Origin of the sequence: Yersinia sp. 22-579 (assembly GCF_030433455.1) — a bacterium.
GTDB classification, from domain to species: Bacteria; Pseudomonadota; Gammaproteobacteria; order Enterobacterales; family Enterobacteriaceae; genus Yersinia; species Yersinia enterocolitica.
In genome coordinates, this window is sequence record NZ_JAUJTZ010000005.1 from 76,567 (window position 1) to 101,339 (window position 24,773).

The following is a 24,773-nucleotide window of genomic DNA, read 5'->3' on the forward strand; positions in this document are numbered from 1 at the left end:
TCTCCGCAATCTCAGTCAGCATTAAGATAATTCTTGGGCACAAGCCCATTGGTTGGGCATTTGCTCTAATGGCGATAGGTTAGTGTAACTTTTGCCCTTAAGTTGGGCTTTAGCTCACATAAACGTTAGCTGAGATAAAAATCTGCCAAACAACGGCGTAAAATGTTTAACATTGCTCCTTCACCACTAGCGCGTAGAAAACCCATGCATAAGAGTGACAAAAAATTGGATCAAGCGGCCAGAGCGGCCTGGATGTATTACGTAGCGGGTCAAACACAGCATGAAATTGCTGAAGCGCTCGGGGTTTCTCGCCAGGTAGCTCAGCGATTGGTGGCCTGTGCCATAGATAACGGGCTGGTGAGTGTCAGCATCGCCCATCCGGTGGGACGCTGTATGGCGCTGGCGGATCAACTGCAAAAGCACTACGGATTACATCAATGCCAGGTAGTGCCAAGCCAAGGTATGGACAGTGCGGGTGTGCAACGGGCTATCGCCGTGGCGGGGGCAGAGGTGATGGCGCAGTTTCTGCGACAAGAGCAACCACTGGTTATTGGTGTGGGGTCAGGGCGCAGCTTAAAAGCGGCTATTGATGAACTGCCGGATTTTGAACGCCCTCAGCACAGCTGCGTTTCCCTGATTGGGGCAATAGCTGCTGATGGTTCTTGTACCCGCTATGATGTGCCGTTATGGATGGCGGAGAAAACCCAAGGTCGCTATTTTATTTTGCCCGCGCCGCTTTTTGCGGATAGCGCCGCAGATCGTGACCTGTGGTGTAATCATCGGATTTACCGTACGGTGACCGAGAAGGCGGCTCAAGCTGATGTGACTTTTATTGGCATTGGTTCAATGGGTTATCATTGCCCGCTGCACAAAGATGGTTTTATTTCACAGCATGATGTGGCGCAACTGACGGCATCCAATGTGGTGGCCGAAATGTTAGGCAACTTCATCGATATTGATGGTCAGCGAGTGAGCTATGAGCTGGATCAGCGTTTAACCAGTGCCAACCTGCGTATCCGGCCTGAAAAACCGGTTATTGCTATTGCGGGTGGTGTAGAGAAACATCAAGCTATCAAAGCCGTTCTTAGGGGGCATTGGGTGAATGGTTTGGTGACGGATGAAGAGAGCGCTATCGCGCTGCTGGCATAGGTAGCAGGCGATAAAAGATAGCAGACAATAAAAAAACGCGCCCAAGGGCGCGTAATGATTCAATAACACTACTGGGTAAAACGAGGGTAATACAAGGCCATTCAGTCATGCATCAACAGAGACACCTGCCGATGCATGAAAGTCATTCATTAAGCGCTAACTATCTATTTAAGCGCTAACAACCTGAGTCAGTAACTCTTTGGCATCAGCTTGCGCTTTGGTCGCGACTTCAGGACCATAAGCAATACCTTCTGCGAACACGAACTCGACATCGGTAATCCCGATAAAGCCCAGGAACAGTCGCAGGTAAGGCACAACCAGATCAGTTGGGGTGTCTTTATGAATACCACCACGGCTGGTCAAAATAATGGCACGTTTACCGGTAATCAGGCCTTCAGGCCCTTTTTCGGTGTAACGGAAAGTCACGCCAGCACGTGCAATCAGATCAAAGTAGTTCTTCAACTGAGTTGGGATATTAAAGTTGTACATTGGAGCTGCCATGACGATCACGTCATTAGCCTGCAACTCAGCAATCAATTCATCAGACAGCGCCAGTGCTTCTTGTTGACGCGGTGTCAGCTCGGCATCTGAAGGGCGTAACGCGCCCACTAATTCGCCATCTAATACTGGAATCGGCTGAGCTGCCAGGTCACGCACGGTGATTTCATCGCCAGCATGAGCCGCTTTCCATTGTTCAACAAAAAAGTCAGCCAATTGGTTAGATTGTGAATAAGTTGCCAGAATGCTTGATTTCAGAACCAGAACTTTGCTCATCGTAATTCCTTAACAGGTAACAGAGACTTAGGCGGTACGCCCTTTCAATGAGATACACTTTATTCAACTTTTTCTATCAGTGATAGCGCAATATTTTGCGTTCTTTGTTCGATTTTATTGAATGATGATAATCAGATAGCTCAGTATCCGCCGGTTACAGCACCAACCCTGGCTGTGTTACCCTATATGACAAGGGTATATATAATTAAAAACTATGGATTACTCGTAGAGGATTAGCCGATCGAAAATTGACATCAATTAATAAAAAACAATGGCTAATCAAATTCATAGCATGAAATCATTGAGCTGACACCTTGAGTCTCAGCCGCATCGCAACAAGGAATATTGAACGTGAAATCTTCGCTCGCAGCATTATCCTCCCAACTCGGTGAGTTGATGCTCCGTGACCAACAGCGTATGCGGCGTCGGCTGCAAGGCGCACGAAAAGTCCATAATCCCGAGGCCGTAGAGGCGATTACCCGCGAAATCGAAACTGAGATTGCCACTGCAATGCAGCGGGTTAACAGTCGGCGGGCGGCGTGTCCGGCTATCTCGTATCCCGAGAATTTGCCGGTCAGTCAGAAGAAACAAGATATCTATAATGCTATTCGCGATAATCAGGTGGTGATTGTTGCCGGTGAAACCGGTTCTGGTAAAACCACACAATTACCGAAAATCTGCCTGGAGTTAGGGCGTGGTGTCAAAGGACTTATTGGTCATACCCAGCCGCGCCGCCTTGCCGCGCGTACCGTGGCAAATCGTATTGCTGATGAGCTAGACACCTCACTGGGCGGCTGTGTCGGTTATAAAGTGCGATTTAATGATCAAGTGGGTGAGAACACCCTTGTTAAGTTGATGACTGACGGTATTTTGCTGGCTGAAATTCAGCAAGACCGTCTGCTGATGCAATATGACACCTTGATTATTGATGAGGCGCATGAGCGCAGCCTGAACATTGATTTCATCTTGGGGTATTTGCGGGAGTTATTGCCAAAGCGCCCTGATCTGAAAGTTATTATCACTTCGGCGACCATTGATCCGCAGCGCTTTTCTAGCCATTTCAATAATGCGCCCATTATCGAAGTCTCTGGCCGTACCTATCCGGTGGAAGTGCGCTATCGGCCGATCGTGGATGATGCCGATGATGTTGAGCGTGATCAGTTACAGGCCATTTTTGATGCGGTAGATGAATTGGGGCGTGAAAGCCCCGGCGATATCCTGATATTTATGAGTGGCGAGCGGGAAATTCGTGATACTGCTGACGCGCTGATGAAGCAGAATTTGCCTCATACCGAAGTGCTGCCGCTGTATGCTCGCTTATCCAATAGTGAGCAGAATAGGGTGTTTCAGTCTCATCATGGGCGGCGCATTGTGCTGGCGACTAACGTGGCGGAAACTTCACTCACCGTGCCGGGCATTAAGTATGTCATCGATCCCGGAACTGCACGTATTAGCCGCTATAGTTTCCGTACTAAAGTTCAACGGTTGCCGATTGAACCGGTTTCTCAAGCCTCGGCTAATCAGCGTAAAGGCCGCTGTGGCCGTGTCTCTGACGGTATCTGTATCCGTCTTTATTCCGAACAAGATTTCCTTTCACGCCCTGAATTCACTGATCCGGAAATTCTGCGTACCAATTTGGCCTCCGTTATCCTGCAAATGACCTCATTAGGGTTAGGGGATATCGCGGCCTTCCCATTTGTGGAAGCACCGGACAAGCGCAACATTCAAGATGGTGTGCGGCTGCTGGAGGAGCTAGGGGCTATCCAAACGGCCAGTAACGGCCATCAACAATTAACACCGCTAGGTCGTCAATTGGCCCAATTACCGGTTGATCCCCGTTTGGCTCGAATGGTATTGGAAGCCCAGAAAAGTGGCAGTGTGCGGGAATTGATGATCATCACCTCGGCATTGTCTATCCAGGATCCGCGTGAACGTCCGATGGATAAACAACAAGCCTCTGATGAAAAACATCGACGTTTTGCCGATAAAGACTCTGATTTCCTTGCATTTGTTAATCTATGGGATTACCTGAAAGAGCAGCAAAAAGAACTATCATCGGCGCAATTCCGTAAATTATGCCGTAGCGATTTCCTGAACTATTTGCGGGTGCGCGAATGGCAGGATATCTATACCCAACTGCGTCAGGTGGTGAAAGAGCTGGGTATTCCGGTCAATAGCGTCGCCGCAGACTATCGCAGTGTTCATACGGCCATTCTGACCGGATTACTATCACATATCGGCCAGAAAGACGTTGAAAAGCAAGAGTATACAGGTGCGCGCAATGCCCGTTTTGCCATCTTCCCTGGCTCCGGTTTATTCAAAAAACCGCCAAAGTGGTGCATGGTGGCCGAATTGGTCGAAACCAGCCGCTTATGGGGGCGCATTGCTGCTCGTATCGAACCGGAATGGATCGAACCCTTGGCACAGCACTTGGTTAAACATCACTATAGCGACCCGCATTGGGAGAAAGCGCAAGGGGCGGTGATGGCCAGTGAGAAAGTGACCTTATTCGGGTTGCCTATCGTCACTGAGCGCAAGATCAACTATGGGCCAATTGATCCGCCGCTGTGTCGCGAGTTATTTATCCGTCATGGCTTGGTTGAAGGGGATTGGCAGACGCGCCATGCTTTCTTCCGCGCTAATTTAAAGCTATTGGCTGAAGTTGAAGAATTGGAGCACAAATCTCGCCGCCGCGACATTCTGGTTGATGACGAGACATTGTTTAACTTCTATGACCAGCGTATTAGCCGTGATGTTATTTCCGCACGTCATTTTGATAGCTGGTGGAAGAAAACCAGCCAGACCCAGCCGGAGTTGCTCAACTTTGAAAAAACCATGCTTATCAAGGATGGTGCAAACAAAGTTAACCCATTGGATTATCCGAACTTTTGGTATCAAGGGGCACTCAAACTACGGCTTTCCTATCAATTTGAACCCGGTACGGATGCTGATGGGGTCACTGTCCATATCCCGCTGCCTATCCTGAATCAGGTTCAGGAAGAGGGGTTTGACTGGCAAATTCCGGGGATCCGCCGTGAGCTGGTGGTGGCGTTAATCAAGTCATTACCTAAGCCGGTTCGCCGCAATTTTGTGCCGGCGCCTAATTATGCCGAGGCATTCTTAGCACGGGTAACCCCGTTGGAAACCAGTCTGCTGGATGCATTAGAGCGCGAGTTACGTCGCATGACTGGGGTGACAGTGTCACGCGAAAGCTGGCAGTGGGAGCAAGTTCCCGACCACCTAAAAATGACGTTCCGCGTGCTGGATGATAAAAACCGAACTTTGCGTGAGGGGAAAGACCTTGCTGCCTTGAAGCTCCAACTCCAGGATAAAGTACAAGAGACTCTCTCAGCGGTTGCCGATGACGGTATTGAGCAAAATAACTTACATATCTGGAGCTTCGGCTCACTTCCGGTGTGCTACGAGCAACGCCGGGGAGGATACGAAGTCAAAGCATACCCGGCATTGGTGGATGAAAAAGACAGTGTCGCGATTCGCTTATTTGACACAGAAGCCCAGCAGCAACAGGCCATGTGGCAGGGGACACGCCGTTTATTGCTGCTAAATATCCCTTCTCCGATTAAGTATTTACATGAAAAGTTGCCGAACAAATCCAAACTCGGTCTCTATTTCAATACTTATGGCAAAGTGATGGATCTAATTGATGATTGCATTGCTTGTGGGGTGGATAAACTTGTCGCGCAATATGGTGGGCCGGTATGGCAAGAGGCTGATTTCGCTCAGCTACAAGAAAAAGTTCGGGCCGAATTAAACGATACTGTTGTGGATATTGCCAAACAAGTTGAACAGATCCTGACTACCGTATTCAGCATTAATAAACGTTTAAAAGGTCGGGTCGACATCTCGCAAGCATTAGCGCTTTCCGATATCAAAGCACAGCTTGGCGGCCTGATTTACCGCGGGTTTGTCACCAATAATGGTTGGAAACGCTTACCGGATACATTGCGCTATCTGCACGCCATTGAGCGACGGATGGAGAAGTTAGCCGTAGATCCTCATCGTGATCGTGCCCAAATGCAACGGGTGGAACATGTACAACAGATGTGGCAGCAATGGCTCAACAAATTGCCGCCTAAACGTCAACAAGATGAAGATGTTAAAGAAGTTCGTTGGATGATTGAAGAGCTACGCGTGAGTCTATTTGCCCAACAATTGGGAACACCATACCCCATATCAGATAAGCGTATTTTACAGACTATCGAACAACTTTCTGCTTAATGGCTAATCAAGAGGACTCCGCGCCTGAGATAATGGCTCAGGCGCGGAGCTTTTCGACCGCTAGATCCCACTTTACGGCAGTATTTATATAATCTAAATCCTCTCATTGGTGTCTCAAATATGTAATCGATGAAATTTACTGATTTTCATGCGAAGCCTCTCGAAAACTATCAATTAACTCCTCTAATGCGCCGCAACATTATTGCCTTAGGCCTTCAACTACGGCTATATCTGCCATGGTATTCAGGCGGCTTGCTCAAAGTTTGTCTGATTATGGGTCACCATATTTGATTACATTTGGTGAGTTTGATAGAGTTTTTCGGGAGCAGGGATTGCTTATGTATACGATTAGTTTGTTGAGGTTGGCACAAAAAGAATTGTTTAAATTACCTGCGGGGATACAAGCGGCTCTGATTAAGGCTCTTGATGAGTTAGAAGTTTATGGTCATGAGTTGAGAGAACCTGTAGTGCGGGATATAGGAAAAGGGCTGAAAGAATTGAGGGTCAGTGCTAAGGAAGGTTGCGGGCGTGGTTTTTTCTTTTACCAGGCAGATCGGCAGGTTTATATCATTCATATCTTGCAGAAGAAAACGCAAAAGGCCTCAAGACGGACACTGATGTTGGCTTATCAGCGTATGAAGGAACTCAAACGGAGATTGCTGCCATGAAAAAACAAGATGATTTTGACATTCTTCCTTTTTCTGAGGTTAAAGCGAACGCTTTAAATCACCCTCAGGTAAATGAAGCGTATTCTGACTTGCAGATTAGGCAAGCAATGATGACGGAGCTCAAGGCTGCCCGCCAGCGATGCAATTTGACTCAAGAAGACATTGCCCGGAGAGCGGGGTTGAGGAAACAAAATATCAGTCGGATGGAAAAAGGTATCATTTCGCCTAATCTCACGACGTTGAGTCGATATGCCGCAGCATTAGGTGGGACTTTTGTTTTTAAATTTACTCAAAAGCCCCGTTGTACCAGTAAGGAGTAGTGGCTGTTAGGTTCGTTGTTAATCCATCAATGCCTTTTCCGGATTGAGACATGACTATTTGCTTGTTTTAGCCGCCTTATTAGCGAGCGTTTTTAACCGGTCTTTTATGGCTGTGACCGCTAAAGCCCGGTTATCTGCTAAATAACGGTCTTTAGCGGCGGGAGCTGAACTTTGAATGGCAATCAAAGACCATTTCTCGCCATTTTTCAGCAACAAGGGCGAGCCGCTATCACCTGGTAATGTATCGCATTGATGAGAAAGTACACCTTGCTGCGCCCAACCGGTGATCAGGCAATCTTCATGGCTATAGAGGGTATCCAGGTGGTCAAGTGGATAACCCGCTTGTGTTATTTTACGGTCAACTTGTTTAAGTGCTTGAGTCAATTCATTAGCGGTTCCATCCCACAATGGTAACGGCTTGATAGGGAGTGGTTTTTTATTAGTTAATCGAATAAGAGCATAGTCATATGCAGCTGCTGCGGGTGGAACTATCCAGCCGTCGCCGTCAGGTTTGAGTTTCTTACCCAACTTGGCATCAACCAGCGTTTCCAGACTCGTAATTTGATACTTCCAATGGCCGTTGTGCGAAATAAACCGTAAGGCCACAGCACGATCAATCTTTCCTGGAGGTGCTAATACACAATGCCCAGCGGTAAGTGCGAGGCGAGGGGAGATTAATGTCGCAGTACAAAGATTGCCACTGGCTGTCTCAACTTGACCGATGGCTTGCCATGGCCATTGAGAGCCATTAGTGACCGCAGTACGATCATCTTTACCAAAAAATAGGGTGGTCTGATCAGCAATATTACTGTCGTCATTTGACGTGTCAGTGAGGGGAAGTGCATGAGCCACGGAAAGAGGTAACAGACTTAATAGCAATAATGAAGATAAACGCATAAATAATTAGCCTGCCTTATTCCCTAGAGGGGTATTTATTCACAAACCTGAGACCTACTGGTTAAGCTGTTAATCACAAGCCTCCCCATTGATAACTATAGACACAATTAGCTATGTAGTATGTTGCCAGTATTTGATTTTTCGATAATTTTAGCGCGGTATAAGTCGCTTATACTCTAAGTAATGCACATGCTGCTTGAAGCATTACGGATATGCACTATAAATAAAAAAACAGTGCGATCAGGCCGCACATAATTAATGTTGCCAGAGTGATTTCAAATAAATAACGGCGCAGCATTATCAGCACTCCTGATAAAAAACACCCGGAGAACCGGGTGTTGAGCGAGTGAAGTTGTTGCAGGTCAATCTAAAGAGCTGGCTTCAGCTATCTTCTCGACTTTATTTTGCGGCGGGCACTGCTGCTGGGGCAGATTTAGTGTGCGTCGTTTTTTTGTGATGTTTCTTAGCGGCTTGCGCTTTTTGCATCGGGGCGGCTTTGTCGGCTTTTTTCACCGATTTTGTCGCTTTTTTGTGATGCATATTTTTGGCAGGAGCACTATGGGCCGCTGGTGCCGTAGCCATTGGAGCCGCTGCTGCAACGGTATCGGCTGCGAATGCAATAGAAGACATACCCAAAGTTGCAGCAACAATCAGAGCTAATACTGTTTTCATGATTTATTCCTCAGTGTTCTGTTTGTATATCGGCCCCGTTGGGTCGTTGTAATGAGAATAGGGTAAATGATTAATGGCTTCCGTGAGTCATTGGTTTCGGCTTGTAACCGATTGTACAGAGCCGATTGTTATGACGAATAGTCAACTTTATGGCATATCGTTAAATGCATTTTATTGCATAGATAGCATGGAAGCTGAGAGGAATAAGAATAGCTAGGATAACCTTTACCCTAAATTAGTTACAACATACATTAGGTTGTTATCTGAAAAATGATCTCTTTAGGTACATGCAAATTTGTGGCTAACACGGAATTTATGTTCAACAGGACGATACTGCCTCCTTAAAGGAAGGGCAGTATCGAAGTGAAAAATCTGAGGTCAAAGATAATTATAAATAACGGCGTTCTAAGTGCTCGCGGAAAAAACGAGGGTTAAGTGATTCACCGGTTGCTTTGGTAATCAACTCAGCGGTTGAGTAACGGCTTCCGTGTTGCCAGATATTTTTCTGTAACCAACTGAATAGTGGGTTCAAATCACCGTTGGCAATATTGCTATCTAATTCAGGAATAGCGCCACGCGCAGTTTGGAAAAGTTGAGCAGCATACATGGCACCCAGGGTATAAGTTGGGAAATAACCAAAGGCACCATCCGTCCAATGAATATCTTGCATGCACCCATAGCGATAATTTCCTTCAGTGTTTATCCCCAGATATTGCTGCATCTTCTCATTCCACAGCGTGGGGATATCATCTACCTCGATTTCACCACTAATCAATGCTTTTTCAATTTCATAGCGCAAAATTACGTGGGCAGGGTAGCTGACTTCATCAGCATCAACCCGGATAAAACCGGTCTTGACACGTTGATTCAAGGCGGTGAAGTTTTGCTCATCAAACGCAGGTTGCTCTCCAAATTGCTGTATAACCAGAGGGCGGATGACTTGCAGAAACTCCTTGCTGCGAGCTAATTGCATTTCAAACAGTAAGCTTTGGGATTCGTGAATTGCAGTAGAGCGTGCGTGCGATATAGGCTGCCCCAACCATTCACGGGGTAAATTTTGCTCATACCTCGCATGACCCGTTTCATGAACAATCCCCATTAACGCACTGAGAAATTCTTGTTCATTATAACGAGTAGTGATGCGTACATCCTGAGGAACACCTCCGCAGAATGGGTGCACACTGACGTCGACTCGTCCACCATCAAAATCGAAGCCCAATACTTTCATCACACTCAGTCCAAGTTGACGCTGTTTTTCCAGATCAAATGGCCCTTGTGGTATCAAGCAGGTTTCATTTTCTTGTTTAGCGATCACTTTTTGCAATAACGTGGGTAGCCATTGTTTAAGATCGCCAAAGATACGGTCCAAATCAGCACTATTTATTCCCGGCTCATATAAATTCAACAAAGCGTCATAGCGCGATGTCCCAGCAGCTTGAGCTCTGATCGACGCTTCTTGACGACTTAACTTGACCACTTCACGTAGATTTTCAGCAAAACCGTGCCAGTCATTTGCGATACGCTGCTGTCGCCATGCGTGCTCGCATCGAGCACCTGCTAATGATTTTGCCTCAACCAAAGCCTCAGGTAGTAACACCGCATTATTGTAATGCCGCCGCATCTCACGCAGATTAGCCAGCTCAATATCATCCAGAGTCTCTTGTTCCGCTTGCTGCAACCACTCGCCAACCTGTTTGGCCGTCAGAATCTGGTGTTGCAGCACATTTAGCTCAGCCATCGCCTCTGAGCGAGCAAGATTTCCTTTGGGCGGCATCATTGTTTGCATATCCCACCCAGCAATGGCGGATAAGTGCTCAAAGCGGGAAAGGCGGGTGAATGTAGTGCGCAGGGATTGATAAGCTGTAGTCATTAAGTACTCCATTTAAACTATTCTCGCCATTCTTCGAGCTGTATATCCGTTGGCGGCTTGTATTGGTTCGATTGCCGCTTTCCTGCAACTTGAATTATTTAGAGCATATAGGCTGACTTGTTTTATTAAGGCTAGAGTTTAGGCAAAACTATTAGTTAGGGCTATCTTGGTCGATAGTGAGTGAATAAAGCTCTTTCACCGGCCAGCAAAATCGGAAACTGGCACCGCCCAGCGAACTGGCATCGACGGAAATGCTGCCCTGATATGCTTGTGCGATGGAATGGACGATTGCCAGACCCAATCCACAGCCACCTGTTGCACGATCCCGACTAGGATCCAGCCGAACAAATGGTTCAAATACGCGTGCGCGTTCTTCTAAGGGAATGCCCGGCCCGTCATCTTCAACTTGTAAACATGCGTTATTGCCGTCAAACCACAAGCCAATACGTAATCGCTGAGTCGAGTAGCGCAGGGCGTTATTGACCAGATTATCCAATACTCTTTCCATTAGACGTAGATCGACTGCACCAAAGTCGCCGCGATGAGGTATGTCGAGCTCTATCTCACGCTCACTATGAATCAAACGCATATCTGCTACTTTTGCGCTGAGCCACGCCGGTAAGTCTATAGGTTCAAGATTGAGCGCGACTTGGGGGCGATCCAGCCGAGCATAGGTTAGCAATTCGTCAATCAGGGCCTCTAACTGGCCAATATCATGATTCAACGCCAGTTGTTCGCTTTCAGTCAGGTTATCACTCATGGCTAGTCGATAGCGCAAGCGAACAAGTGGGGTGCGTAACTCGTGAGCAATTCCATCAATAAGCAGCTTCTTACTGACTATCAATGTGCTGATGTTGTCGGCCATTTGGTTAAACGCGACGCCTAAACGGCTTAGGCTGGAGGTGGGATCAAAATGTGTCCGTTCGTCCAGATGTCCGGCCCCAAGCCGCTGGGCGGCATTCTCTAGTTTCAGCAAGTCTTTCCAGTGAGGGCGCATCCACAGGAACACCGGCAGCGCCAAAGAGAGACCAATCAGGATGAGCAAGATTAAATCCAGTAGCCGCATTTGGTGCAAATAAAACAGATAGGGAACCGGGCCTACAGCCAAGACATAGTGGCTGCGGGGGATCCGTTGTAGGAAGGTGTATTCATCATCCAAGGCAATGATTTCACCAGCACGCAGGCGCTTATTTAATCTTTCGCCCAGATCCCGTTTATCAAGAGGTTCAATATGTAATTGAAAAGAGAGATTCAAATCCAACGTGGCGATGGTTTTATTCCAATCTTTTAGCGGAATTTCTCGTAACTCACTGCGCATCAATGACAGAGAGCTTTTCATCAAATCATCTAATGACTGGCGGCCAGCGCGTTCAGCCGTGACTTTATAAACTAAGCCAACCAGCATCGCCATCACCATAAAGCAGACGAACAGCAATAAGAAAAACTGAATAAATAGCTTCCTCATTGCTGCACTGACTCCCAGGCATTGGGGGCGAATAAATAGCCTTTATTGCGCACTGTTTTGATTCTAAAAGGCTCGAGGGCATTGTCATGGAGTTTGCGGCGTAAACGCGAAATAGCCACATCGATACTGCGATCCATCCCGTCATAACTGACGCCCCGCAAATTTTTCAATAATGCTTCCCTGTCCATGATGATGCCGGCATGTGTCGCGAGTTCCCACAACAGATCAAAATCTGAAGTCGATAATGTAATCTCTTCATCGCCGAGATTGACTTGCCTATTAACCGGGTCGATGCAAAGTAAACCAAAGTGAATGGCATTATGCCCAGTGAGTGGAACATGGGGCGTTTCTTTGGTTTGTTGCTGATTATGTTGACGTAAATGCAAACGTAACCTTGCCAACAACACGGCGGGAGGCGTAGTTTTCAGGATATAGTCATTCGCGCCCATTTCCAGAGAAAGGATATGGTTCATATCACTGTCAAGTGAGGTTAGCAGCACGATCGGGCCGTCATAGCTTGGTCGTAAATCGCGGCACAACGTCATCCCATCTTTGCCGGGCAACATAATATCGAGCAACACCAGGTCGGGCTGTTGATGTTCAATAACCGCTTGAGCTGTATCTCCACGCGGTTCCACAAACACATCAATATCATGCTTGCCGAGATAGGCTGCAATTAGTTTTCCGACCTCCGGGTCGTCTTCTACAAAAACAATTTTGGTCATGTTTTTCAGTTTTTAAAAATGCCGGGATTCAGCATAGCGCGCTGTTGGTAGCAATGCTATGCACGTTACTTTATTCTTCATGCCAATGACTGGCCAATGACTGATTGGTAGACAACTAGCAAATTATTTCATTATATTAATGAAAGTGATTGTATCGTCATCTCTATTTAGTTGCGCCCATCGTTTATATATCAATACTTATGATTAATGAATAGCTGTATCGATCAGCTAAGGACTGAGGGATGAGTGGCGAACGCATTGGTGTGCCAGCACACAGTGAAAAAGTCTGCTTCGATTACACGGAGTTTTTAGCTGCTTCTTGCAAAAAGCGGTGGAGTTTTATTGATGCTATTTATGGTGTCATGCCGATTTTCGGGATGGTGGTCAAGTCCCAAACGGAACTGGAGAAAACACCTCAGGAGCGGCTTACCGCCTTGGCATTACAGGTGTTATCAACTCAGCTTAGCGATGAAACTAATATTATTAGATTGATTCACCTTGCTGAACTGCAGGGTATTACAGAGTTGGATATCCAATTACCTTATCCGTTAGAAAACGCACAATTGGATCAAATCAAACAAAAATTTCCATCTTCAATGCAGCTAAACCAAAAGGGTGAATGTCTCTCTGTGGATATATCTGGAACAGAACACCATTAGTTACCTGCCGATAGATGCCCACATGGGCAGCCAGTTTAACTGGCGTACCCGGTTCGGTTCAATGCATAACCAGCCAGGTTGCCGGAATAGTGGCAATCAGCACCAGGCCAATAGCCGCACGCTCCACCGTATTGAGTAACCTAAGACCTTCATGCCCTTTGCGTGCATAAATAAAGACCAGCAAGCCGGGCGCGTATAACAGAGCGGATAGCAATAGGTACAGCAAGCCAGCGGCATAAATCAGCCACAAACCATATAAACACGCGCCACTAGCTGCCATAATTAATCGCCAGTCCTGGCGTTTTAAAGCCACCTTAAATAAGAAGGCCCCTACTAGAAAATAGGGCACTAAAATCATCTCTGATGCAATTGTCAGCAAGGTATTGTAGTTGCTGCCCGTCAGCCAGATAAGTATCAGTGCCACTTGTACCGCACAGTTAGTCAGCCACAGTGATTTTGCCGGAGCATTGTGCTTATTCTGATACTGGAACATCTTAGGAAATGCGCCATGTTTCGCGGCCACCATCGGTACTTCTGCGGCCATAATGGTCCAGCTAAGGTAAGCACCGCACACTGAAATAATCAGCCCGGTGGCGATAATCACTTCCCCCCAAGGGCCAATCATCTCAACCATAATGCCTGCCATTGATGGGTTACGCATCCCCGCGAGTTCAGCACGCGGCACCACGCCAAGCGACAGTAACGTAATGAGCAGGTAAACGCATAAAGCTGAGATAACCGCCAGCATAGTTGCCCGGCCTACATCTTTCTTATTGCGCGCTCTGGCAGAAACAACGACCGCGCCTTCTACACCAATGAAAACCCACAGCGTTATTAGCATAGTGTCTTTCACTTGCTGCCAAACGGGGGTGTGTAGGGCCAGGCCGGTAAAATCAAAACTAAATGTATCGAGGCTGAATGCGAGGCCAGCTAACACAATAAAGCCGCCGATTGGCAACAGTTTTGCCAGTGTCGCGGCTAAATTAATACTGGCGGCTGTTTGAACACCACGCAATACCAGAGCATGAACCCCCCATAACAGGAAAGAAGCACCCAGTAGCGCTTGCCAGGTATTGCCTTCACCAAAGACAACATCGCCAGATTTATCGGTAAAAAAGCTCAAAGCGGCAAAAACAATCACCAGATAAGATACGTTGGCAATAACAGCGCAAAGCCAATAGCCCCAGGCAGAGAAGAAGCCAATAAGGTCGCCAAAACCTTCTTTGGCATAGGTGAATATTCCACCATCCAGATCAGGGCGCAGACGCGTCAGCAGCAACATGGCAAACGCCAGAAAAATAATCCCGATGCCGGTAATACTCCAGCCAATAAGTAATGCCGCAGGGCTGGCGACCTCTGCCATATTTTGTGGCAGGCTGAAGACACCTGCACCCAGCATTGAGCTGAGAACCAGCGCAGTGAGCGCGGTCAGGCCGAGTTTTCTTTCCAATTATGGATCCTGGTTTTTAGAGTATTAATGAATGGTTACTGACTTGTAAGCAGCATTATATGAGGCAAAGTTATTGATACTTGACAGATAATAGCCCCAAGATTTTCGGAGGATTTTACGGAGTGGGGCGCGATCATGCAATGATTGGTTATGCGATTTGGGCAAAAAATTATTCAGTCAGTACTCATCAAGTTCATCACCATAACTAAAATATAAAAAAGGACAGCCTATGGCTGCCCTTATGGTGAGAATTTAAACAGATTTATTTGAACAAGTCAGCGCTAATACTCACGTTACCGCCACTTTGGTTTTGCCACTGGCGAGTAACATGGTAATACTTCGCACCTTTGGCAGCAGCACGTTTAGCTACTTCATGGGAGACGTCGGTCATGCTGTTGTAGTGACCGCTGAAGGTCACAGAATCAAACGGTACCATCTGCGCGGCAGTGGTATTGTTTAATTCTTGGATCTGGGTGCCATCATTCAGGGTGACAGTGTAACGTTTACCTGTAGATGATTGAGTCTCAAAGAAACGGCCCACATCAGCACTTGGCGTGCCTGAAGAGGCAACACCTGGAATCTCGACGTTTGCAGCAGCAGCGCCGCCAGCGGCTAATGCAGCACGACCAGCATCTGAATCTGCAGGAATAACATCTGGGCTTTGTACCGCACGTTTGGCTGCATCTTGTTTATAAACATAAGCAGTCACAAACTGGTTGCCGCCTTGGTTAGCATCAACCTGGCGCACGATGAAGAAGGAGTATGCTCCTTTCTCTTTCGCAGCTTTGGAAATGGCGTCGTTAATATCTGGCTGGCTACGGAAGAAACCACTGACAGACACGGTGTCATAAGGTTGCAAGGCGTAGGCTTCTGTTTTTGGTAATTCTTTGATGCCATTGAAGATACGATACTGCGTATCTTTGCTCACTTCCTGTGCATCTTTATGATAAACATCGGCCGTTACACGCCAGTTGCCACCATTATTGTTGCTGTTCAGATCCTGAATATAGAATGAATCAGCACCTAATTTATCAGCACGACGGGATACCGCATCAGCGGCTTCATTGATTGCATTAAATCTGCCGGTAATAGTAATACGATCAAATGGCTTAATGGCTGCTGCTTGCTCTGGTGTAAGTTCTTTTGCCGCATGTGCAGCAGAAAGCGCCGAGAGTGATAGCAATGCCGACGCGATGATCGTGTATTTCAGCTTCATAAAAAATCCTTTCGCCTTGCGCATTAACGTTGATACGTGCGGAACAATTGATGTGTAACAGAATAGCAGATGATTATTACATGTAATAATGGCGGGTGTCTCCGCAATTTATATGACTAAATAATTTATATGGCTAAATATATGAATTTCGAAGCTAGGCCTAATAGCAAGTTACATCAATAATTGGGATAAGCTTTGCGAATAATGCCTTTAACGTCATAAGTGTTGTTTATTTACATTTTTCTAACCTAATGCCGCGCTATGACTGGGTTGCCTTATTATACTAAAGCTTATTATTTTAGCTCAAAGTTGCAGGACAAGCCGCTAGTAAATATTATTTTTATAGTGAATTATACAGAGTTCTTTCCGCCTGCCAGTTTTAGTGCAAAAACTGCTTCAGAACCGCATACAGATATGGATCATAAGTTACATTTTCAGTAGGTTATAGGGAGCCGTAACAAAGCAGGTTTGTCAGTAACCCAATAGAACATGGCAATACTTATCATCAAAGACAGGTAAAAAAGGGAACATTATGCGTATTGGTGTACCAAGAGAGCGGTTGGCCAATGAAGCCCGTGTCGCAGCAACGCCGAAAACGGTAGAACAATTGCTGAAACTGGGTTTCACCGTGGCGATTGAAAGCGGAGCTGGCCATTTAGCCAGTTTTGACGATGCGGCGTACCAGGATGCGGGTGCCACCATTACGGATACCACCGATGTGTGGCAATCCGACCTTATCCTCAAAGTGAATGCCCCACTTGAGGAAGAAATTCCCCTGATGCGTGCGGGGAGCACTTTGGTCAGCTTTATCTGGCCGGCTCAGAACCCGGAATTACTGCAAAAGTTGGCAGAGCGTCAGGTTACGGTATTAGCAATGGATTCTGTGCCGCGTATTTCTCGCGCGCAATCAATGGATGCTCTTAGCTCAATGGCTAACATTGCGGGCTATCGCGCTATTGTTGAAGCTGCACATGAATTTGGCCGTTTCTTCACCGGACAAATCACGGCTGCAGGTAAAGTTCCCCCAGCTAAAGTGATGATTATCGGCGCTGGTGTTGCCGGGTTGGCCGCTATCGGTGCGGCAGGGAGCTTGGGCGCTATTGTTCGCGCTTTCGATACCCGTCCGGAAGTGAAAGAACAAGTCCAAAGTATGGGCGCTGAATTCCTTGAACTCGATTTCGAAGAAGAGGCTGGCAGTGGCGATGGTTACGCCAAAGTCATGTCTGAAGCGTTTATCAAAGCCGAAATGGCGCTATTTGCAGCGCAAGCGGCTGAAGTGGATATCATTGTGACCACCGCGTTGATTCCGGGTAAACCCGCGCCACGGTTGATCACTAAAGAGATGGTTGCTTCAATGAAGTCGGGTAGTGTGATTGTCGATCTGGCAGCGCAGACTGGTGGCAACTGTGAATTGACAGTGGCCGACAAAGTGACGGTGACTGAGAATGGCGTGAAAATCATTGGTTACACCGATTTACCAAGTCGCTTGCCAACACAGTCATCCCAGCTTTATGGCACTAACCTGGTTAACTTGCTGAAATTACTCTGCAAAGAGAAAAATGGTGAGATTGACATTGATTTCGAAGATACCGTGATTCGCGGTGTTACGGTGGTCAAAACCGGTGAAGTCACCTGGCCGGCACCGCCAATTCAAGTATCAGCACAGCCTCAGGCGGCGAAAGCTGCACCGATTGTCAAAGAAGAGGCTAAACCTTCCTCGCCTTGGCCTAAATACATCATGATGGCGCTGGCTATTGTGCTATTTGGTTGGTTGGCCAATGTGGCACCGAAAGAGTTTTTATCTCACTTTACGGTCTTTGCACTGGCGTGTGTGGTCGGATATTACGTGGTGTGGAACGTCAGCCATGCGCTGCATACACCGCTGATGTCAGTCACCAACGCTATTTCCGGCATTATTGTCGTTGGCGCATTGCTGCAGATTGGTCATGGTGGCTGGGTGAGTTTCTTATCCTTTATTGCCGTTTTGATCGCCAGCATCAACATTTTTGGTGGTTTTACCGTCACCCAACGCATGCTGAAAATGTTCCGTAAAAACTAGGTTTCGATGAGGCCGAACTTGCCTAAAGCGCAAGTTGATAAAGCTGAGTGGATAAAACAATGTTTATAAAAACAACAATGTTTATAAAGACAACGTTATACAAAAATGAAGGGGTAACTGATGTCTAGTGGTCTCGTTACAGCTGCGTACATAGTTGCTGCGATTTTATTTATTTTCAGTTTGGCTGGGCTGTCGCGCCACGAAACATCCAAACAAGGTAACACTTTCGGTGTGACCGGTATGGCCATCGCGCTTATTGCGACCATTCTGGGGCCAGACTCAGGTAACGTTGCCTGGATTATCATCGCCATGGTGATTGGTGGGGCAATTGGTATTTATCTGGCGAAAAAAGTCGAAATGACCGAAATGCCGGAGCTGGTTGCCATCTTGCACAGCTTTGTCGGTCTGGCGGCGGTTCTGGTTGGCTTTAACAGCTATCTGGATCATGGCCCAGTGGTCATGGATGCAGTGATGGTGAATATCCATCTGACTGAAGTGTTCCTGGGGATCTTTATTGGTGCGGTGACATTTACCGGTTCTATTGTTGCCTTCGGTAAATTACGCGGGATTATCTCATCCAAACCGCTGATGCTGCCGCAACGCCATAAATTGAACCTGGTCGCGCTGGTTGTTTCATTCCTGCTGATGATTATGTTTGTCAAAACAGATAGCGTTGCGCTGCAAGTGGTCGCACTATTATTGATGACCGTGATTGCCTTAGCCTTCGGTTGGCATTTGGTTGCATCTATTGGTGGTGCTGATATGCCAGTTGTCGTTTCAATGTTGAACTCCTATTCAGGTTGGGCAGCGGCGGCGGCAGGTTTCATGTTGAGCAACGATTTGCTGATTGTGACCGGTGCGTTAGTGGGTTCTTCTGGTGCGATTCTGTCGTACATCATGTGTAAAGCGATGAATCGTTCGTTCATCAGCGTTATTGCCGGTGGCTTTGGTACCGATGGTTCTTCTACCGGTGATGCTGAAGAAATGGGTGAGTATCGTGAAACCAATGCTGAGGAAGTGGCTGAACTGCTGAAAAATGCCAGCTCTGTCATCATCACCCCTGGCTATGGTATGGCGGTGGCACAGGCACAGTATCCAGTTGCTGAAATCACAGCAAAACTCCAGGCTCGTGGGATCAAAGTACGCTTTGGTATTCACCCAGTAGCAGGGCGCTTGCCAGGCCATATGAACGTTTTATTGGCTGAAGCTAAAGTACCTTACGACGTGGTGCTGGAGATGGACGAGATCAATGATGATTTCCCAAGCACTGATGTGGTCCTGGTGATTGGCGCTAATGACACCGTAAACCCAGCAGCACTTGAAGATCCTCGCAGCCCGATTGCCGGTATGCCTGTGCTGGAAGTATGGAAAGCGCAAAGTGTTATTGCCTTCAAACGCTCAATGAACACCGGCTATGCTGGCGTCCAAAATCCATTGTTCTTCAAAGACAATACTCAGATGTTATTTGGCGATGCTAAAGACAGCGTGGAAGCCATTTTACGCGCGTTGTAATGGCGGTAGGGTATTGATTAAGGGCCACTAAGGTGGCCCTTCAGACTGCTGACAAACCTCGACACTTCGATCTTACAAGGTGAAGACAGGTAGAAGAGTAAAGCGTCCGCGCCAGGGAAGGCGCGGCTCGAGCCCCCAGGGAAGGGTTTACGGCGTCTTTACGATCTGCCTGTTTTCACCGCTACGAGCACTTTGTCATTAACGTTAGGGCCACCAAGGTGGCCTTTCTTTTGCTCTAATTACGAATAGCTGGTGAAGCGGTTATTCTCCATCCGCAGAATCTTCATTGCTTTCCACTGGACAATTAAAGCCTTCCGGTTTAATGGCTAACAAATCACATTTCAGATGATCGATCACATGTTCCGTGGTATTCCCGATAAAGGCGGCAGAGAGACCGGTACGCCCTAAAGTACCCAGAACTACCACCCCAGCCCGTAAATGTTCCGCCAGATCAGGAATAACTTCTTCCGGCAACCCTTTTTCGACATGAGTGAATTTCTCATCAATACCAAATTGCTGGCGCAATGCTTTCATCGCGACCAAATGTTGGCCACGAATAGCATCGTTATAGACGCTCGGATCAAAATCAGGTAATTCAATGGCAATGTTAATCGGGGTAACCGGATAGGCGCTAATCAAGTGCACCGGAGTTTGGTTGAGATTTTCAGCAAGCTCTCTGGTTTCGTTAACTAAACGCAGATTAAGTGGGTCATGCAGTGGGTCTTCACTTGAGAGATTGACGGCAACCAGTGCCGTACCATTTTCTGGCCAAGGTTGGTCTTTGACCATCCACACCGGGCATGGACATTTACGTAATAAATGCCAGTCAGTGGGGGTGAAGATAATTGATTCGAGGCGGTCGTGCTGATGTGCCATTTTGAGCAATAAATCATGCTTAAATTTCAGGACTTCCTGAATAATGGCTTCGTAGGGCCGATTGTGCCATACCACTTTGATTTCAATCGGTATCCCTTCATCAAGATAAAATCGACACTGTTCACTTATCCATGCTGAACGTTGGCTGATAACCCCTTTGCGCATTGCGGTGCGCTCATCAGGCGACAGTAGAGTGGTCATGTCATAGGACAAGTCATAAATAGCCAAAAATGCTTTAATTGTGCCACCATTACGCCGTACAAGATAAACTGCACGCCTTAATGCAGGCTGATCATCCTGATTGGGGTCAATAGCAACCAGAATATTCTGATACTTTGCCATAGAGTCTCCTTACAACCGTGAATTAACAGTATGTTAGTTAAAGAGTAAACCATGAAAGTGAAAGAGAACAGGTGAGAGCACAAACCAGATAAATTATATAGATATGAGGGCGACTGATAAATCACATTTTGTGAGTCAGAAAGTGGCGGGGCAGCTATACCGTTCGGCTCGCGCCGCGACAAACATCCGGTACCTATCCCCGCCTACCTATTTACTGACGTCATAGAGCAATAATATTAATTACAGCTTGGTTTTGGGTTTCCCGCCAGTTGAGCCAGAGCTTCGGTATTCTCGATAGTGATGTATTTACCTTTCACACTCAGAATATCGCTTTTCTGGAAACGCCCCAATAAACGGCTGATGGTTTCTACCGTCAGGCCTAAATAGTTGCCAATATCACCCCGCGTCATAGTGAGGCGGAATTCACGTGGTGAGAAGCCACGTTGAGCAAAGCGGCGCGAGAGATTATAAATAAACGCTGCCAAACGCTCTTCTGCATTCTTTTTAGAAAGCAGCAAAATCATGTCTTGATCACCTTTAATCTCGCCACTCATCAGGCGCATCATCTGCTGGCGCAGATTTGGCATTTTACCGGATAAGTCATCTAAGGTATCAAACGGGATTTCGCAAACCATTGAGGTTTCGAGAGCTTGCGCAAAGCTCGGATGTTGCAAATTACTAATAGCATCAAAACCGACTAAATCGCCTGCCAGATGGAAGCCGGTAATTTGCTCATCACCTTCTTCGGTAATGGTGTAACTTTTAATGGTCCCGGAACGGATAGCGTACAGGGATTTAAGCTCATCACCTGCTTTAAACAACGCCTGTCCCTTCTGAATAGGTTTTTTTCTTTCAATGATATTATCGAGCTGATCCAGCTCATTTTCATTCAAAGTAAAAGGAATACAGAGCTGACTGATACTGCAATCCTGGCAATGGATTGCACAACCGCCAGACTGAATACGTCGGATTATTCGTTTTTCCGGGATCATAGGGTATTCCCATTAATATTGATATGCGTCAATTTTAACATCTTTTCTTGCTTCTGATAAGAGCAACAATAGTTAGCGCGCTAAAAGATAGCCCTCGTGCATTAATAACCAGCGTTTTCGTTCTACGCCTCCCGCATAACCGGTCAATGCACCTTGTTGCCCAATCACCCTATGACAAGGCACAACAATCGATATGGGGTTTAAGCCGTTGGCCATCCCAACCGCTCTGGAAGCGGTGGGGCGATTAATACGTTTTGCTAACTCCCCATAAGTAATGGTCTCACCACAAGGGATTTTACGCAGTTGTTGCCAAACTTGACGCTGAAAATCGGTACCCGCGGTTTTAACCGGTAAATTATCAATAATATTCAGTTCGCCGGCAAAATAGCGTTGCATGCTGTCACTCAACCCACCAGGATTGCGCTGTTCCACCAGGGTAAAAGTATTTGCGCCGTAATGATTACGTAGCAGTTTCATCAGGCGTTCATAGTGATCGGTCCAATCAATGGCGCGTAGCCGGTGCTTTTCGTCTGCAATTAACAACAGTTCACCCTGAGGGGTTGCCATTTTATCAATCAAAAACGTTTCCATAGTTCTCCACGATGTTGCTGCCACTGGTTGAGCGAATTGTTGGCTTAAAAACTTTGCCGGCGATTATTACATGAAAAATAACATCAATAGATGACTATCAGGGCTGAAAAGCAAAAACCTGCTTTTATTGCGGCGTTAATCGCATAAAACATGAAGTTTAGGTATAAGGTCAAGGTGGGCGAAGTCAGTGTAAACCGCTAGGATAAAAGTCTGTTATTTACGAAATCAATTCATATCAGGTATTCAATTCATGTCCAATTTCACCTCGTATCCTTTATTACGTGAGAACGAACCGCCAGCTGCGGCTATCGAACGAGCTGAGAGCCGCTCGCCTTTTATCTTATTGGCAGACCATGCCGGCCAGCGTATTCCGGCTCAACTCGGGGATTTAGGATTACCAGCAGGAGAAATTGATCGTCACATTGGTTGGGATATTGGCTCATTAGCCACCGCGCAGTTACTTAGCCAATATTTAGATGCCACATTGATTCATCAGCGTTATTCGCGTTTAGTTATTGATTGCAACCGTACCCCCGGTATTGCCAGTTCTATCCCTGAACTCTCTGAAAATACACGGATCCCGCGTAATATCGGTGTCACGGTGGAAGAGGCTCAAGCTCGTCGAGCAGAGGTATTTCAGCCATATCATGATTTGATTGCACAGACGCTTAATCAGCGCCGTGATAGTGGCCAGCCTGGTGTCATTATTTCCATGCACAGTTTTACACCATCATTCAAAAATATTTCCCGGCCTTGGCAAATTGGCACTTTATTTCACCGAAACCCCGAGTTCGCGCTGCAATTAGTGTCATTTTTGCAGCAAGAAGATGCCTTAAATGTGGGGATCAATGAACCTTATGCGATGACGGATGCCACAGATTTCACTTTGCCATTCCATGCCGAGCAGCGGCAGTTGCCATATGTTGGTATTGAGATTCGACAAGATCTTATTACTGATGAGAACGGGCAGGAGGAATGGGCCAGACGGCTGGCGCGGTTGTTACCGCAAGTTTTATCCACCTATAGCCACTCAAACTAAGCTATCACCTATTTAACGACCCGAGAAAAGTCTGTTTTGCGCCAAATATTTTTCTGGGTTTATGACTGGCCACTATTAATTAGTTATTATCGGTGGCTATAGTTATTCTTATTTTATAACCAATTATTTATCACACAACTTTAAGGTTGATAATCTTGTGGAACCCAAACCCGCGCGTGTCCTGATCAGTGCCTGTTTGATGGGCAAACCTGTTCGTTATAATGGAAGTGCCCTGTCTGTCCATCATGAAATTATTCAGCGCTGGCAGGATGAAGGGCGGTTGGTCATGGTATGTCCTGAACTGGCTGCCGGAATGCCAGTACCGCGGCCTCCTGCTGAAATTCAGCAAGGTAATGGTGAGGCGGTATTACAAGGTCAGGCCCGGGTGATTGAACAATGGGGCAATGATGTCAGCCGGGAATTTCTGCAAGGTGCTTACCAGGCATTAGCGTTGGCCCAAAAACATCAGTGCACCTTGGCCATTCTCACTGAGGGTAGCCCGTCATGCGGTAGTAGCCGTATTTATGATGGACATTTTAATGGCACCCAGCGCACTGGACAGGGCGTAACAACGGCCTTATTGCGCCGCCACGGGATCACCGTGTTTAGTCATCTTCAACTTGAGCAAGCGGATGATTTTTTGCGAAGTGGTTCACAAATCCAGGTTGAAAATTAATCAAAAGTCATAAAATGTCGCTATACTGTATAAATAAACAGTACTCGTATCTTTAGTCACTTAATTTTATTGAAACCATTAAGTCGAGGTAGCGATATGGCATTTAAGATAATTGAAAAACAACCACAACAGATTGTGAGTATCCGAGTCGTCGGGCCTTATCACGAAACCATTCCAAAAGGTTTTGACCAACTATCATCACTTTATACCCAATACCAAATTCCGGGAAAAGATTGGTTAGCGCTTTACTGGGATAATCCTGAAACCAATCCACCGGCTGAGTTGCGAGCTGATGTCTCATTATCTGTTGCGGATGATTATGTTTTGCCTCCAGAGCTCAGTGATCATCTGCAACTACAAGTGATTCCCGCTGGTTTGTATGCGGTGTACCACACTCGTGTATCGGATGATGATTACGCCAAAGCTTGGGGGGAATTATATAACCAGCATCTGCCACAAAGTGGCTATCGCCCAACCGAAGGGGCGTGCTACGAGGTTTACCTCAATGACGGCAGGGCTGATGGCTATTTTGATATTGATATCTATCAATCAGTTGAGAAAGACCAATAGAGTGAGACAAGC

Annotated in this window: 21 protein-coding genes; 10 read left to right on the forward strand and 11 right to left on the reverse strand. The window is 46.7% G+C overall.

All coding sequences use genetic code 11. The annotated features are described in order from the left end of the window. Nucleotides 1-204 precede the first annotated feature (204 nt). Nucleotides 205-1,149, forward strand: a complete 945-nt coding sequence (locus QSV56_RS07635) for a sugar-binding transcriptional regulator (protein ID WP_046695012.1) — start codon at nucleotides 205-207, stop codon at nucleotides 1,147-1,149. Between the two features lie 168 nt (nucleotides 1,150-1,317). On the opposite strand, the gene azoR is transcribed toward QSV56_RS07635, so the two are convergent. Beyond that, nucleotides 1,318-1,923, reverse strand: a complete 606-nt coding sequence (azoR, locus tag QSV56_RS07640; protein WP_019083088.1) for an FMN-dependent NADH-azoreductase — start codon at nucleotides 1,921-1,923, stop codon at nucleotides 1,318-1,320. A gap of 351 nt (nucleotides 1,924-2,274) precedes the next feature. On the opposite strand from azoR, the gene hrpA reads away from it, so the two are divergent. The 3 genes from hrpA to QSV56_RS07655 all read left to right on the forward strand — a co-directional run bounded on the left by hrpA (nucleotide 2,275) and on the right by QSV56_RS07655 (nucleotide 7,150). Further along, the gene (gene hrpA, locus QSV56_RS07645) at nucleotides 2,275-6,162 is read left to right on the forward strand and encodes an ATP-dependent RNA helicase HrpA (protein ID WP_071843377.1); all 3,888 of its coding nucleotides are present in this window, start codon (nucleotides 2,275-2,277) and stop codon (nucleotides 6,160-6,162) included. A 338-nt stretch (nucleotides 6,163-6,500) separates the two neighbouring features. Continuing rightward, nucleotides 6,501-6,830 (forward strand): type II toxin-antitoxin system RelE/ParE family toxin, encoded by a 330-nt coding sequence (locus tag QSV56_RS07650; protein ID WP_019079383.1) that lies wholly within the window; start codon nucleotides 6,501-6,503, stop codon nucleotides 6,828-6,830. Beyond that, a complete protein-coding gene (locus QSV56_RS07655; protein ID WP_019079384.1) occupies nucleotides 6,827-7,150 on the forward strand; it encodes a helix-turn-helix domain-containing protein in 324 nt (107 codons plus the stop codon). The genes QSV56_RS07650 and QSV56_RS07655 overlap by 4 nt, the downstream gene beginning before the upstream one ends. Before the next feature lie 54 nt (nucleotides 7,151-7,204). On the opposite strand, the gene QSV56_RS07660 is transcribed toward QSV56_RS07655, so the two are convergent. The 5 genes from QSV56_RS07660 to rstA all read right to left on the reverse strand — a co-directional run bounded on the left by QSV56_RS07660 (nucleotide 7,205) and on the right by rstA (nucleotide 12,779). Then, nucleotides 7,205-8,047, reverse strand: coding sequence for a serine protease (locus QSV56_RS07660; RefSeq protein ID WP_019079385.1), 843 nt, complete (start codon nucleotides 8,045-8,047; stop codon nucleotides 7,205-7,207). Nucleotides 8,048-8,446: 399 nt separating this feature from the next. Beyond that, nucleotides 8,447-8,719 (reverse strand): acid resistance repetitive basic protein Asr, encoded by a 273-nt coding sequence (gene asr / locus QSV56_RS07665; protein WP_046050943.1) that lies wholly within the window; start codon nucleotides 8,717-8,719, stop codon nucleotides 8,447-8,449. 388 nt (nucleotides 8,720-9,107) lie between these two features. Continuing rightward, the gene (locus QSV56_RS07670; RefSeq protein WP_301211770.1) at nucleotides 9,108-10,589 is read right to left on the reverse strand and encodes a carboxypeptidase M32; all 1,482 of its coding nucleotides are present in this window, start codon (nucleotides 10,587-10,589) and stop codon (nucleotides 9,108-9,110) included. Between the two features lie 151 nt (nucleotides 10,590-10,740). Then, nucleotides 10,741-12,054: a two-component system sensor histidine kinase RstB gene (rstB, locus tag QSV56_RS07675; protein WP_046695010.1), complete on the reverse strand. Its 1,314-nt coding sequence runs from the start codon at nucleotides 12,052-12,054 to the stop codon at nucleotides 10,741-10,743. Next, complete coding sequence (rstA, locus tag QSV56_RS07680; RefSeq protein ID WP_026018216.1) at nucleotides 12,051-12,779, reverse strand: two-component system response regulator RstA; 729 nt, start codon at nucleotides 12,777-12,779, stop codon at nucleotides 12,051-12,053. Before rstA ends, rstB begins: the two co-directional genes overlap by 4 nt. A gap of 242 nt (nucleotides 12,780-13,021) precedes the next feature. Between rstA and QSV56_RS07685 the strand changes: the two genes are divergently transcribed. Next, on the forward strand, nucleotides 13,022-13,438 hold the full coding sequence (locus QSV56_RS07685) for a hypothetical protein (protein ID WP_019079389.1): 417 nt from the start codon (nucleotides 13,022-13,024) through the stop codon (nucleotides 13,436-13,438). 58 nt (nucleotides 13,439-13,496) lie between these two features. Here QSV56_RS07685 and QSV56_RS07690 read toward each other — a convergent pair whose 3' ends face one another. Next, nucleotides 13,497-14,888 carry an amino acid permease gene (locus tag QSV56_RS07690; protein WP_019079390.1) on the reverse strand — a complete coding sequence of 464 codons (1,392 nt, stop codon included), beginning with the start codon at nucleotides 14,886-14,888 and terminating at the stop codon, nucleotides 13,497-13,499. Nucleotides 14,889-15,150: 262 nt separating this feature from the next. After that, nucleotides 15,151-16,104: a DUF1471 family protein YdgH gene (gene ydgH / locus QSV56_RS07695; protein ID WP_019079391.1), complete on the reverse strand. Its 954-nt coding sequence runs from the start codon at nucleotides 16,102-16,104 to the stop codon at nucleotides 15,151-15,153. Between the two features lie 532 nt (nucleotides 16,105-16,636). On the opposite strand from ydgH, the gene pntA reads away from it, so the two are divergent. Together pntA and pntB are read left to right on the forward strand one after the other, a co-directional pair. Continuing rightward, entirely contained in the window at nucleotides 16,637-18,163 is a 1,527-nt protein-coding gene (pntA, locus tag QSV56_RS07700; RefSeq protein WP_019079392.1) for a Re/Si-specific NAD(P)(+) transhydrogenase subunit alpha, read from the forward strand. A 120-nt stretch (nucleotides 18,164-18,283) separates the two neighbouring features. After that, nucleotides 18,284-19,675, forward strand: a complete 1,392-nt coding sequence (gene pntB, locus QSV56_RS07705; protein WP_005169667.1) for a Re/Si-specific NAD(P)(+) transhydrogenase subunit beta — start codon at nucleotides 18,284-18,286, stop codon at nucleotides 19,673-19,675. Between the two features lie 261 nt (nucleotides 19,676-19,936). Here the strand turns inward: pntB and uspE are convergent, their stop codons facing one another. The 3 genes from uspE to ogt all read right to left on the reverse strand — a co-directional run bounded on the left by uspE (nucleotide 19,937) and on the right by ogt (nucleotide 22,476). Then, complete coding sequence (uspE, locus tag QSV56_RS07710) at nucleotides 19,937-20,893, reverse strand: universal stress protein UspE (RefSeq protein ID WP_019079393.1); 957 nt, start codon at nucleotides 20,891-20,893, stop codon at nucleotides 19,937-19,939. Nucleotides 20,894-21,129: 236 nt separating this feature from the next. Beyond that, nucleotides 21,130-21,885 (reverse strand): FNR family transcription factor, encoded by a 756-nt coding sequence (locus tag QSV56_RS07715; RefSeq protein ID WP_005160911.1) that lies wholly within the window; start codon nucleotides 21,883-21,885, stop codon nucleotides 21,130-21,132. 72 nt (nucleotides 21,886-21,957) lie between these two features. After that, the gene (ogt, locus tag QSV56_RS07720; RefSeq protein ID WP_019079394.1) at nucleotides 21,958-22,476 is read right to left on the reverse strand and encodes a methylated-DNA--[protein]-cysteine S-methyltransferase; all 519 of its coding nucleotides are present in this window, start codon (nucleotides 22,474-22,476) and stop codon (nucleotides 21,958-21,960) included. A gap of 250 nt (nucleotides 22,477-22,726) precedes the next feature. Here ogt and QSV56_RS07725 point away from each other — a divergent pair, with 250 nt between their 5' ends. The 3 genes from QSV56_RS07725 to sbmC all read left to right on the forward strand — a co-directional run bounded on the left by QSV56_RS07725 (nucleotide 22,727) and on the right by sbmC (nucleotide 24,761). After that, nucleotides 22,727-23,515, forward strand: a complete 789-nt coding sequence (locus tag QSV56_RS07725; RefSeq protein ID WP_046695008.1) for an N-formylglutamate amidohydrolase — start codon at nucleotides 22,727-22,729, stop codon at nucleotides 23,513-23,515. A 157-nt stretch (nucleotides 23,516-23,672) separates the two neighbouring features. Next, nucleotides 23,673-24,191, forward strand: coding sequence for a DUF523 domain-containing protein (locus QSV56_RS07730; protein ID WP_019079396.1), 519 nt, complete (start codon nucleotides 23,673-23,675; stop codon nucleotides 24,189-24,191). A 96-nt stretch (nucleotides 24,192-24,287) separates the two neighbouring features. Continuing rightward, nucleotides 24,288-24,761 (forward strand): DNA gyrase inhibitor SbmC, encoded by a 474-nt coding sequence (gene sbmC, locus QSV56_RS07735; RefSeq protein ID WP_005160901.1) that lies wholly within the window; start codon nucleotides 24,288-24,290, stop codon nucleotides 24,759-24,761. Nucleotides 24,762-24,773: the final 12 nt, after the last annotated feature.